Raw genomic sequence first — 12,106 nt, forward strand, 5'->3', positions numbered from 1 at the left:
CCTTTCTAAAAGCCGTTCTCGCTTAAAAAGGCTTCCGTGATAGTTTGATTGCTTTTCGTTTGTTCTGTTTTGTGCAAAAAGCGGTATAAGTATTTGCCGATCATGTCACACTCAATATTTACGGTCGATCCGACTGTTTTCGTCTGAAAAATCGTTTCTGAGATGGTATGCGGAATGATGGATACCGTCACGCTTTCGTCTGATAAACCGAAAATCGTCAGGCTCACGCCGTCTACCGTAATTGAACCTTTCAATACGAGCGTTTTTGTCAATTCCGGCGAAAGTTTTAAGTCGTAATAGACCGCGTTGCTTTTTTTCTCGATCCGCGTAATTTCCGCCGTTCCGTCCACATGCCCTGATACAAAGTGGCCGCCGAACCGTCCGTTGGCGGACATCGCTCTTTCCAGGTTTACTTTACTGCCTTTTGACAAGCCGTTCAGCGAAGTGGCTTTCACTGTTTCCGGCATGACATCAACCGTAAATTGATTGTCAGAAAATCCGGTTACGGTCAGGCAGATGCCGTTTACCGCAATGCTGTCGCCAAGCTTCACATCACTTGTCACTTTTGAAGCGGCGATGGTTAATGCCATGGAAAGGCCTGTCTTTTTGATTGCTTGGATCGTGCCTGTTTCTTCAACGATTCCTGTAAACATCGTCACCATCCTTTCCATCTTTAGGTATGGCCGTCAGTTTTATATCCGGCCCGATTTGGGTGATTTGTGTGAATTGTAAATGGGGGACATCTTTCATTGATTGAAAACCTTCACCGGAGATCAAGCTGGGAGCAAGCGTTCCTCCGATTAATTTAGGGGCGAAATAGAAATGAAGCTCTTGGAAACAGCCTTCCTTGACAAAACTTCCGTGTACGGATGCTCCGCCTTCCACATAAACGGACATTATGCCGTTTTCAGCGAGAATACTGAGCACCTCAGGGACGTGAATGCGGTCTGTTTCCAACGGAATAACTTTTATTCCGAGTGCGGTCAGCCGGTCTTTCTTTTGCACGTCTGCACCTTTGGCCGTAAATATCCATGTCGGCGCAGCGCCGTCAGTGAGCACATTTGCCGTTTCAGGAATGGTCAGCTTTGTATCGAGAATCACTCTGACCGGCTGCTTCACCGCATCAGGAAGCCTGCAGGTCAGGCTCGGATTATCGGCTTTGACTGTGCCTGCTCCGACAAGAATGCTTTGATGCGATTTCCTGTATTGCTGGGCATCAAGCCTTGCTGCCTCTGATGTAATCCATTTGCTGTCACCGGTTTCAGTCGCTGTTTTCCCGTCAAGGCTCGCGGCCGCTTTCAAGGTGACATACGGAAGTCCGGTCCGCATGAAGTGAAGAAACATTTTATTCAGCTCTTCTGCCTGCTGCCTGAGAAGTCCGGTTTTCACTTCGATGCCCGCTGCTTCCAGCATTCCGATGCCTTTTCCGGCTACAAGCGGATTCGGATCTTTCACAGCGATGAACACCCTTTTTATCCCCGACTTTATTATCAGTTCGGCGCATGGCGGTGTTTTTCCGTAATGGCTGCAAGGCTCCAGCGTCACATACAAATCGGCGCCTTTTGCGTGTCTGCCGGCCATATGAATCGCGTGAACCTCGGCATGCGCTTCTCCGTATTGCAAATGGGCGCCCATTCCGACGATCTGTCCGTTTTTGACGACGACAGCGCCGACAAGAGGATTGGACTGTGTCTGTCCTTCACCGCGTCTGGCAAGTTCTATTGCCGTATTCATATAATATTCTTCCATCGTTATCCCTCCCTTCTTCCACGCAATTTGGCGTCAAAAAAGCCCCGAATGTTTACACAGTTCGGGGCTTTGCCAGTTTTAATCCATAGGAAATAAGACTATACAGTAAGTTTATTTTTTGCATAGCTTCTCTCATCCTTCTCCCATCCAGACTTTCACTGTCGGCTTCAGCTTTTCACTGAATCCACCGTATACAGATGCATACGGGTCACGGGCTGTAAAGCGCAAAACGCCTTATTACCGCCGGTCGGGATTTTCACCCAGCCCCGAAGGATACAATCAATATTTTTTTGTCCTTATCCGCTATTATAACATCCTTTGCGGCAGGCGCAATGAATTTGCACCTAATTATTCAGAAAAATAAAAAGCGCCCTTTTCCCATAAAAGGCGCCTTTATTTATTCGTTCACTTTGACGACCTTCAATAAGCCGTCAATCCGGTTTGATTTGCTGAAATACGCTTTAATCTTATCTCCCTTTTTCACGTCGGAGAGATCCTGCTTCAGCTTGTCGCCGTTAAAAATAATTTTTGTGCCGTTTTCTGCCGTACCGTGGTACTCAGTTCCTTCGATTTTCGTAATTTTATATGTTTTGACTGTATATTCTTCTTTTTCCTGGGACAGGGTTTGTCCGATTGCAGTCGGCACGTCTTTCAGTTCAATATCGTTTATGACCATATAACCGCCCGCTAATAACAGCAGCAGTACAAGTAAAATGGCTGCTTTTGTTTTAATTCTTCCCATTTTTCTACCTCCAGCCCGTATCAATCTATTCATTACTATGTCATATTCCTTTTTTTCATGAATAGAAAACCGTTCTTCCCTGCGTGAGTTATTCATATAACGTTTCATAAAGGGAAGATGTTTCATGTATCTGTAAAACTTTCTATCTATTAAATAGATATACGAATTTATGTTCTGTTTTTGAGGGTGGAAAGATAAATTTATATAAAAAAGCAGTTTTCCTCATGAAGAAAACTGCCTGTACGGTTTATTTCGTCTTGCGAATTTCATTAAACGGGAAGAAGACGAATTTTGATGTGCCCGCTATTTGTTTTTTCGTAAAAAGACCGAGGCCGTTGCGGCTGTCCATAGATTCTCTGCGGTTATCACCCATGACGAAATATTTGTCGTCCGGCACCTTCACCGGGCCGAAGTCTTCTGTCAGCCGGTCATAGCCGTCTTGCTTCGCCTTGTGCTTATTTGCCGCTAAATACGGTTCGGACACTTTTTTGCCGTTGATGTACAGCTGGTCGTTTTTCATTTGTACCGTGTCGCCGGGAAGTCCGATAATCCGCTTGACATAGTGCTCGTTTTCTCCGTTCAGAACGACGATCTGGCCGCGTTTGAAGTCGCTTATGTATTTGACCGTCATATTGACAAAGATTCTCTCGCGGTCATGCAGCGTCGGATCCATTGATCTTCCATCAACGAGATAAGGGGCAAATAAAAAGTTTCGGATGAGCAGTGCCAGAACGACAGCGATGATAATGGCTTTCGCCCAATCAAGTACGGCGCTTTTTTTAGAAGTTTTTTCTTTTTCTGATTTCAAGTGATTTCCTCCCATTAGCCATGGTCGTTTTTATTTTACCATGAATCCCTGCACAGAGGGCAAATAAGCCCCGCACCTCATCCATTTTTTTCATTTTATAAGCTGGATCTGCTGATTTTACGGTATTTCACGAAGCTTCCGATCCGCCAAATGCACAAATACACAAAAGCAAGTTCCATCGTTAAAACGGCGAATTCCGCCGCGTCAATGTTTTTGAAATATTGGCTGAGCACGATACGGATCGCAATAATCGCGATAATGACATATTTAAAGTTTTTATTCCGCTTGGAGTAGACAAAGCCGTCTTCCCGGATTTCATAGGCGGTTTGCGACAGCATGATGACGCCGAATACCGCGCCTAACAGTCCGGCGATGGCGAGCTCCCAAAGAGCGGGAAAATGAAACGGCTTTCCCGGGATATTCATGAGCTGGCTGATGCTGAATGTAAAAATGACGGCGATAATCAAAAGCGGGAGAATGATGCCGAAGCCGCCGCCTTTAATCGGCCTGTTCCCCTTTTTCACCCTGAACCAAATTATAAGTGCGAGAATGATAATGACAAATAAAACGGTTGCCAATTGAACCAACGTTTCTACCTCTTTTCATTGTTGTAATCGGTCTTTATCACTATACCAGAGGAACTACTATCATTCATATATGTATTTCTTCATGATTTACACATGAGAATTTTCATATACATAAAAAAACCCGCCTGAAAAAGGCGGGTTTTCCGTCATTATCCTTCTACACGGATTTCTTTCATTTTGTCTCCGTTAGACATGTTTTTCGCATGCTCTAAACCGCTTGTCACTTTTCCGAATACAGTATGAACGCCGTTTAAATGCGGCTGCGGCTCATGTACGATGAAGAATTGGCTTGAACCCGTGTCTTTACCGGCATGCGCCATTGATAAAGAACCGGCTTCGTGTTTATGCGGATTGCCTTCTGTTTCACATTTGATCGTTTTTCCGCTTCCGCCCATGCCTGTCCCAGTCGGATCTCCGCCTTGGCTGACAAAGCCCGGAATCACGCGGTGGAAAATAACGCCGTCATAAAAGCCCGTATTCGCCAGGTTTTCAAAGTTAGCGACTGTATTAGGCGCTTCATTCGGATAAAGTTCAAATTCAATTCTGCTGCCGTTTTCCATTTCGATGTAACCAGTTTTCATTCTCATTCCTACTTCCGTATTGTTTTTTGTCAAAGCCTTCTTCAATATGAATTTCAATTGTAAGCCGGCTTTCTTTTTGATATTCTTTTGAAGGAAGAGGCCTCTGCTCTTCTTTTCGCGGCTATTATACCACACCTTCAACCGGAAAACGAATCTCCCCGCTTCCGCAGAAAGAAAATGAAACCAGAACAGCTTCACAGCCGTCTATGTATCGGAACTGCTTCACGCAGGTCCTCACAAACCGCTTCAAAACGGCATTTGTGAAAAGAAGGAGGTTAACCGCTTTGAAAAAAATGTGGATTGGATTGCTGGCGGCGGCCGTTGTATTGTGTACAATACCGAAAATCAGCCTGGCCGATGCCGCAGTCGGAGATGTCATCGTCACACTAGGGGCGGATCTGTCAAACGAAAACCGTCAGAAAGTGCTTGACGAATTAAGTGTCCCTGATAACGCGACAAAAGTGACGGTCACGAATAAAGAAGAACATGAATATCTGGGAAAATATATATCGAATGCTCAAATCGGCACAAGAGCCATCTCTTCATCATCCATCACGGTGGCAAAGAAAGGGTCCGGGCTTGACGTTAAGACCCATAATATCAATTCCATCACGGATGAAATGTACTTAAACGCCCTGATGACAGCAGGAGTGAAAGATGCGAAAGTATACGTGACGGCGCCGTTTGAGGTATCAGGCACCGCAGCATTAACGGGAATTATCAAGGCATATGAAGTCTCATCAGACAAAGCGATTTCAGAAGATGTAAAACAGGTCGCCAACCAAGAGCTTGTCACCACTTCAAATCTCGGGGATAAAATCGGGGATAAAAACGCCTCCGCGCTCATCGCAAACATTAAAGATGATTTCGCGAAAAACGGTGTGCCCGATACAAAAGAAGGAATCGAGAAAAAGGTCGATGATGCGGCTTCAAACCTTAACATTACACTGACTGACGCTCAAAAAGACCAGCTCGTTTCATTGTTTAATAAAATGAAAAATGCCAAGATTGATTGGGGCCAAGTCGGCAGCCAGCTTGACAAGGCAAAAGACAAAATCACGAAGTTCATTCAATCCGATGAAGGCAAAAGCTTTGTTCAAAAAGTCATTGATTTCTTCGCTTCGATTTGGAATGCGATCGTGTCTGTATTTACAGGAGACAGCGGATCAAGTTCTAACAGCTGAATGCAAAAAGAGACCGGACGCCATTGTTCCGGTCTCTTTTTTATTTATTGTTTGACCCCCGTCTTAAACGGCAGATCCAGTTTTACAATGTCTTCATAAGTTTCCCTTCTAATGACAAGATGCGCTTCGCCGTCTTCCACAAAAACGACGGCGGGACGCGGAATGCGGTTGTAGTTGTTAGCCATGCTGTATCCGTATGCTCCCGTGCAGAAAACGGCGAGAAGATCGCCTTCTTTCACTTCCGGAAGATCTATATCCCAAATGAGCATATCACCGCTTTCACAGCACTTACCCGCAATGGATACCGTTTTATCGTGGTGTTCTCCGATTCTGTTTGCCGATACGGCTTCATATTTCGCCTGATACAGCGCAGGACGGATATTATCGCTCATGCCCCCGTCAACCGCTGCATATTTACGGGTGCCGGGCACTTCTTTTTGCGAACCGATGGTATAAAGCGTCGTTCCGGCGTCTCCGACGAGCGAGCGTCCCGGTTCAATCCAGATCTCCGGAATGTCAAAAGCGTGCAGCGCTGCGTTTTCTTTTACCGCTTCGATAATTTTTTCCACATAAACGGCGGGATGAAGGGGTTCATCCTCCTCCGTGTAGCGGATGCCAAAGCCGCCCCCTAAATTCAGCACTTCAGAGACAAAGCCGAATGATTCTCTCCATTCATTCAGTTTTGCGAAGATTTTTTCTGCGGCCAGCACAAAGCCCGCCGTATCAAAAATTTGCGATCCGATGTGGCAGTGAACGCCGAGAAGGCGGATATGGTCTGACTGTAATACTTGTTCAATCGCCTTTTCTATTTGCCCGTTATGCAGATCAAAACCGAATTTGGAATCTTCCTGTCCCGTTGTAATATAATCATGCGTATGCGCCTCTACCCCCGGAGTGATCCGCAGAAGCACATCCATTGTGCGCCCTGATTTGCGGCACAGTTCCGCGAGTAAGGATATTTCATAAAAATTATCAACGACAATGCAGCCGATTTGATGATCGAGCGCCATTTTCAACTCTTCTTCGCTTTTGTTATTGCCGTGAAAGTGAATCCTGTCAGCCGGAAAACCGGCCGCAACCGCCGTAAACAGCTCTCCGCCGGATACAACGTCCAGTGAGAGCCCCTCCTGCTCAGCGAGCTGTATCATCGCAACAGAAGAAAACGCCTTGCTCGCGTACGCGACCTGCGCCTTTAAATCCGCGTCAATGAATGCCTGTTTAAAGCTTTTAGCGCGCTCACGTATTAAAGCCACATCGTAAACATAAAGAGGCGTGCCGTAATGCTCCGCTAAATACAGCGCGTCCACACCTCCGATTTCCAAATGACCTAGTTTGTTTTGTCTGCTTGTGCCATGTAAGAACAATGCTCATTCCCTCTTTCTGATCCGCATATGGGTGAAAAGGACAGCTTCTTTTGAGCTGTCCTTATACAAGTCCCGTATAAGTTAAGACATACAATATCATAATCTTCTGTCGGTTTCAATGCGATTATGAACCGCTTGGCTGTCTTTGACGGTCTTTCGGGTGAACAATGCTCGGTCTGACTTTGGCTCCCGGCACTGTCGTCCGGACGAGCACCTGCCACAGCGCCTTGCCGTTAAACGGTAAAAACGGCCATAAATACGGCGTGTGAAACGAGCGGATATTCGCCATTATGATCAGCAGCAATGTAAAACCTATCACAAAGCCTTTCACTTGGAAAATGGCCACGAGCACCATTAAGATGAGGCGTATCATTTTATTGGCGAGGCTGAGCTCATAGCTCGGCGTGGTAAATGATCCGATGGCGGCGATCGATACGTACAGAATCACTTCTGCTGAAAACAGCCCCACCGCTATGGCGATTTGACCGATCAGCACCGCCGCAATCAGACCCATGGCGGTGGATAAAGCGGTCGGCGTATGGATCGCGGCCATCCTGAGAAACTCAATCCCCAAATCGGCCAAAAAGATTTGCAGAATGATCGGGATGTGCGTATTTTTATTTAAACCGATAAAATCCAATCTTTCAGGCAGAAGAGACGGTTCGAGAACAAAGAGGAACCAAATCGGAAGCAGAACGGTTGAAGCAATAATACCGAAAAACCTGATCCATCTTAAAAATGTGCCCACTGAAGGCGCCTGCCTGTATTCTTCCGCATGCTGAACATGGTGAAATATCGTTGTCGGCGTTATGATAACACTCGGTGACGTATCAACGACGATGATGACGTGCCCTTCCAAAATGTGATTGGCTGCCACATCCGGCCGCTCTGTGTATCTGACCATCGGAAACGGATTGTAGCCTTGTTTGACGATGAATTCCTCCACCGTTTTATCAGCCATCGTCAATCCGTCAATGTCAATCGCATTCACTTCGTTTTCGACGATGCTGACAAGGTCCGGGTCCGCGATGTCTTCTATATACACAATCGCAAGATCGGTCTTAGAGCGCTCGCCGACTTTCGTAATTTTGACGCGGAGCCTTTCGTCCCTGATTCGTCTTCTGATCAATGCTGTATTAATGACGATATTTTCGATAAAACCGTCTCTTGCACCGCGGACGACCTTTTCCGTATCCGGTTCTTCAGGTGTGCGTCCGGGATAACTTCTGACGTCAACGATAAAGGCGAAGCCCGCGTCTTCAACGATAACCGCCACAAGTCCGGAAAGCACTTGATCCGTTGCTTCGTCGAGCGTTTTGACTTTTTGAACCTGCTGATTGACAAGCCTGTTTTCAACAACGTCAATCGCTTCATCCGCATTCTCGTCATAATTATTGACGTCGACGAGCTGTTCCATTAAATGAATGATAAACAAAGTATCGGTTAATCCGTTGACAAAGTAAATCTGGACTTCCCGGTCTAATACTCGAACTTTGCGGACGCCGACATCATAGCTCGTTCCCATACCGACGCGGTCTTTAAAAAATTGTTCATTTTTTCTAGGATCCCGGTACACCTTGATCATGTTTTCCGGTTTTTCCGGCATGGCTTTCGCTCCTTTCTAAAATGAATTCGACCGCCTTCATCGTAATCGGCGAGCCTTTGGATATGTCATCTTTTCTCCCCATCTTTCCTATGTCGCCGATGCCCACAATGAGGGGAACGTCCAATTTATCCAGACAATACACCGTATCTCCGTTCATTCTGTGCTCGTCCATTTCTCTCATTCCGGTTTTATCGACGCCAAACTCCGTCACTTCTCCATCACGGTCAATGGAGACATCGACTTTCGTCCATTCAGCCTGATGGGTCTTAGAAGCGACCGCAATCACCCCCAGCACTTCAATGTCCTGATGTGAGGCGACATATTTCAGCGCCGTTTCGCCCGGCCCTTCCCCTTGCAGGCCTGAATCGTCAAACATGACAAACACCGGGTCATTCGGCGCGGCTTTAATCAGCTGAACAAGTTCGGGGCCGCTTCTCGTTGACGGATTGCCCTTTGATTGGGAAATACACCGTCCGCCTGCTTTTTCCGCGGCGTATTCAATTGTTTTTGCGGCGTATACGTCCCCGTCTGTCACAAGAATGACCTTCCGTTTCGTCATCAGGCATTATCCTTTCGGTTTAAAAATAACGGCTACAAGAAATGCGAATAAAATCGCTGAAGATATACCGGCGGAAGTAAGTTCAAAAATCCCCATGGCGATCCCGATAAATCCATGCTCTTGAGCTTGATGCATGGCGCCGTGCAATAAGCTGTGACCGAAGCTGACGATGGGAACCGTCGCGCCCGCGCCTGCGAATTCGATAAATTTGTCATAAATTCCGAACCCATCTAACAAGGCGCCGATGACGACAAAAGTTGTCATCACATGGGCGGGTGTCAGTTTAAAAATGTCAAGCAGCAGCTGACCGATAATGCATATGATTCCCCCGCAAACAAAAGCCAACAGATATTCCATTTATGATGCACCTCCCGCCCGCTCAAATACCACACCGTGCGCGATGGTCGGAATGGTTTCCTTCTGCTGGATCATTGTCGGACTCAAAAGCGCTCCTGTCGCGACAACGAGTACCCTGTTTAGAGTCCCCGCTTTTAATTGATTAAAAATATGTGTGTACGTAACAAGCGCGGAGCAGGCGCAGCCGCTTCCGCCCGCAAACACCTGCTGGTCCGGCGTATAGATGAGAAGACCGCAGTCATCGTGTTTCGTTCCCACGGGATAGCCTTCTTCTTTGAGCAAATCTTTCACGATCGGCGAGCCGACGCCTGAAAGGTCTCCCGTTAAAATCAGATCATAATCATCCGCCGTGCGGTTTAAGTCCTGCAGGTGCTGTTTGATTGTGTCGGCGGCAGCGGGCGCCATGGCGGACCCCATATCGAACGGATCTGTTATTCCGAGGTCGCTTACTTTTCCCACTGTTGCGCTTGTAAGCTTGATATCAGAAGGGTTTTGGCTGATGATGACCGCCCCGCCCCCCGTGACCGTTGAAGTGGCGGTATCCGGTTTTTGCCCGCCATACTCCGTCGGATTGCGGAATTGCCGTTCTGCCGTCGCGTTATGGCTGCTCGTGGCTGCGATCGCCCGGTTCGCAAAACCGCCGTCAATGAGCGCGGATGCGACGGCAATCGTTTCCATTGATGTCGAACAGGCGCCGAACAGACAGAGGAACGGAATTTTCAGATGTCTGGCGACGTAGTTGGCGGTCACATTTTGATTTAAAAGATCCCCCGCGAGTAACAAATCAATATCGCTCTTTTTCAAATTCTGTTTTTGCAAAGCGGAGTTGATGGCATCTTCCATTAACTGACGTTCCGCCATTTCCCAGTTTTTCTGATTGCAATGCATTTCATCGTATGTCTTATCAAACAGCGAACCGAGCGGGCCGTCTTTTTCTTTCGGTCCGGCTGCCGTCCCCGCCGCATTTACAAATAACGGGTTTTCAAACACCCAGGTTTGCTTTCCGGTCAATTTCATTTTTTCTCCTCCTACGAAAACAGTTTTTCACAAGCAAACCGTATCAGGCCTACGATATAGGCTGCCACGACGCCGAATACAATGACGTTTCCCGCCAATTTAAACATGTTTGTCGCTACCCCGAGCACGAGTCCTTCACTTCTGTGTTCGAGAGCGGCGCTTGTCATACTGTTTGCAAAACCCGTCACCGGCACGGCTGAACCCGCTCCGGCAAATTGCCCGAGTCTGTCATAAATGCCGAATCCGGTCAAAAGGGCGGAAATTAAAATAAGAGTGGCGGCCGTCGGGTTGCCCGCTGTTTTTTCATTAAAATTAAAAAAGTGGATGTAAAAGTCTTGAAGAGCCTGCCCGATCAGACAGATCAAACCGCCGATCAGAAAGGCTTTGACGCAATTCCAAACATATGGCGGTTTCGGCTGATAGTCTTTCACTTTTGTTTTGTAATTTTCTTTTAAGTTTGTCACGTCGGTTCCTCCTTATGAATGATGGATAAAATACAGCCAATGAAATAAAGAGCCGGCTATTTTACCGAACACAATGGCCATCAGCAATATGATGATTTTGCTGCCGAAGCCGATCCGTTTGGCAAGAATGGGAAGCACATTCAGCACTTCTGTAAGCGCGGCGGCCAGCATGCCGACAAACATGCCGACCAAAAGCCCGACCGGAACGGCCAGCCATTCAGATAAAAAAAAATGATTCATATTTAAGGTTTCCCAGCCGCCGAACACAGCTCCTGAAATAACAGCTCCTTCGTAGGCCTGTACAAAGCGCATTGTTTTTGTCAGCTGCATAAGGCGGGGGACGATTCCCATAACGGTTAAAAAAGCCACAAAGCCCGCTCCCACGGTCAGCCCTCCGCCAAGCCCGACAAACATAACGAAAAGAATGCTAACGATCATGCAGATCTTTCATCGTCTCTTCATTTTCGTGCATTGCGACATAATGATCGAGATCAAGCTGATAATTAAACATCTCGACTTCCAGCGGGCTTGGCTCTTCATTCAGGCGTTTTTTGAAGATGTGATTAAAAAAGACGATCATACCGAGACCGAGGCCGATGCTGTACGGAATCTGAAGCAGATACGGATATTCATTCCGTTCGCCCGTTATGATTTCATATAAGGCGATATGAACTTCTCTCATACTGACATCTTCATGAAAATTCATAATGGCAAGACATGAACCGATAAAAAGCAGGAGCCAGACACCGACGAACAAAACGGCTGACAGCTGCTTTTTCTGGTAATGGATTTCCACTATCGTTTCAGCGCCGCCGACGGTCTGTACATCAAGAGCGGGAAAAGCGGTATGAATGGTTTTCAGCACTTTTATAATGTCCAGCACAACGATATTTTTGTCTTTTTTCGTGACCTTATACAGCGGCAGTGCCGACAGTTTTTTTTTCAGCTTTTGCTGTCCCGCGATCTGCGCGGCATCGCCGATTGTGATGATATCTCCGGTATGAGCCTTCACGCGGTGGCGAAGTCTGAGAAATATTCGTCTTTCCATCTTGCATCACCATCTTTCGGGTGGTTATATATGTAGTATG

Annotated in this window: 15 protein-coding genes and 1 riboswitch; of the genes, 1 reads left to right on the forward strand and 14 read right to left on the reverse strand. The window is 46.9% G+C overall.

Going from position 1 to position 12,106, the window contains the following annotated elements; translation table 11 throughout:
* Positions 1–5: 5 nt before the first annotated feature.
* From ribE to NQS30_RS04135, 6 genes are all read right to left on the reverse strand, one after another.
* Entirely contained in the window at positions 6–653 is a 648-nt protein-coding gene (gene ribE / locus NQS30_RS04110; RefSeq protein WP_007409425.1) for a riboflavin synthase, read from the reverse strand.
* Positions 634–1,749: a bifunctional diaminohydroxyphosphoribosylaminopyrimidine deaminase/5-amino-6-(5-phosphoribosylamino)uracil reductase RibD gene (gene ribD, locus NQS30_RS04115; protein WP_015240125.1), complete on the reverse strand. Its 1,116-nt coding sequence runs from the start codon at positions 1,747–1,749 to the stop codon at positions 634–636. The genes ribE and ribD overlap by 20 nt, the downstream gene beginning before the upstream one ends.
* A 131-nt stretch (positions 1,750–1,880) precedes the next feature.
* Positions 1,881–2,027, reverse strand: a riboswitch (FMN riboswitch).
* Between the two features lie 119 nt (positions 2,028–2,146).
* A complete protein-coding gene (locus tag NQS30_RS04120) occupies positions 2,147–2,491 on the reverse strand; it encodes a hypothetical protein (protein WP_007409423.1) in 345 nt (114 codons plus the stop codon).
* 247 nt (positions 2,492–2,738) lie between these two features.
* Positions 2,739–3,314, reverse strand: a complete 576-nt coding sequence (gene lepB / locus NQS30_RS04125; RefSeq protein WP_032861567.1) for a signal peptidase I — start codon at positions 3,312–3,314, stop codon at positions 2,739–2,741.
* 80 nt (positions 3,315–3,394) lie between these two features.
* Entirely contained in the window at positions 3,395–3,886 is a 492-nt protein-coding gene (locus tag NQS30_RS04130) for a CcdC protein domain-containing protein (protein ID WP_052827617.1), read from the reverse strand.
* Between the two features lie 149 nt (positions 3,887–4,035).
* On the reverse strand, positions 4,036–4,467 hold the full coding sequence (locus NQS30_RS04135; protein WP_003153363.1) for a peptidylprolyl isomerase: 432 nt from the start codon (positions 4,465–4,467) through the stop codon (positions 4,036–4,038).
* A gap of 284 nt (positions 4,468–4,751) precedes the next feature.
* Between NQS30_RS04135 and NQS30_RS04140 the strand changes: the two genes are divergently transcribed.
* A complete protein-coding gene (locus NQS30_RS04140; RefSeq protein WP_218791281.1) occupies positions 4,752–5,651 on the forward strand; it encodes a DUF1002 domain-containing protein in 900 nt (299 codons plus the stop codon).
* Between the two features lie 44 nt (positions 5,652–5,695).
* Here NQS30_RS04140 and lysA read toward each other — a convergent pair whose 3' ends face one another.
* From lysA to NQS30_RS04180, 8 genes are all read right to left on the reverse strand, one after another.
* Positions 5,696–7,015, reverse strand: a complete 1,320-nt coding sequence (gene lysA, locus NQS30_RS04145; protein WP_012117893.1) for a diaminopimelate decarboxylase — start codon at positions 7,013–7,015, stop codon at positions 5,696–5,698.
* 124 nt (positions 7,016–7,139) lie between these two features.
* Positions 7,140–8,621 (reverse strand): spore germination protein, encoded by a 1,482-nt coding sequence (locus tag NQS30_RS04150; protein ID WP_007409417.1) that lies wholly within the window; start codon positions 8,619–8,621, stop codon positions 7,140–7,142.
* Entirely contained in the window at positions 8,575–9,183 is a 609-nt protein-coding gene (spoVAEA, locus tag NQS30_RS04155; protein WP_025284950.1) for a stage V sporulation protein SpoVABEA, read from the reverse strand. Before spoVAEA ends, NQS30_RS04150 begins: the two co-directional genes overlap by 47 nt.
* A gap of 3 nt (positions 9,184–9,186) precedes the next feature.
* Entirely contained in the window at positions 9,187–9,537 is a 351-nt protein-coding gene (gene spoVAE, locus NQS30_RS04160) for a stage V sporulation protein AE (protein ID WP_015240131.1), read from the reverse strand.
* Complete coding sequence (spoVAD, locus tag NQS30_RS04165) at positions 9,538–10,554, reverse strand: stage V sporulation protein AD (RefSeq protein WP_218791282.1); 1,017 nt, start codon at positions 10,552–10,554, stop codon at positions 9,538–9,540.
* An 11-nt stretch (positions 10,555–10,565) separates the two neighbouring features.
* Positions 10,566–11,018, reverse strand: a complete 453-nt coding sequence (gene spoVAC, locus NQS30_RS04170; RefSeq protein ID WP_003153353.1) for a stage V sporulation protein AC — start codon at positions 11,016–11,018, stop codon at positions 10,566–10,568.
* Positions 11,019–11,030: 12 nt separating this feature from the next.
* Positions 11,031–11,456, reverse strand: coding sequence for a stage V sporulation protein AB (locus NQS30_RS04175; protein WP_218791283.1), 426 nt, complete (start codon positions 11,454–11,456; stop codon positions 11,031–11,033).
* Entirely contained in the window at positions 11,446–12,066 is a 621-nt protein-coding gene (locus NQS30_RS04180) for a stage V sporulation protein AA (protein ID WP_007409412.1), read from the reverse strand. The genes NQS30_RS04175 and NQS30_RS04180 overlap by 11 nt, the downstream gene beginning before the upstream one ends.
* Positions 12,067–12,106: the final 40 nt, after the last annotated feature.

This window comes from Bacillus sp. B1(2022) (genome assembly GCF_040259625.1).
GTDB lineage: Bacteria > Bacillota > Bacilli > Bacillales > Bacillaceae > Bacillus > Bacillus velezensis.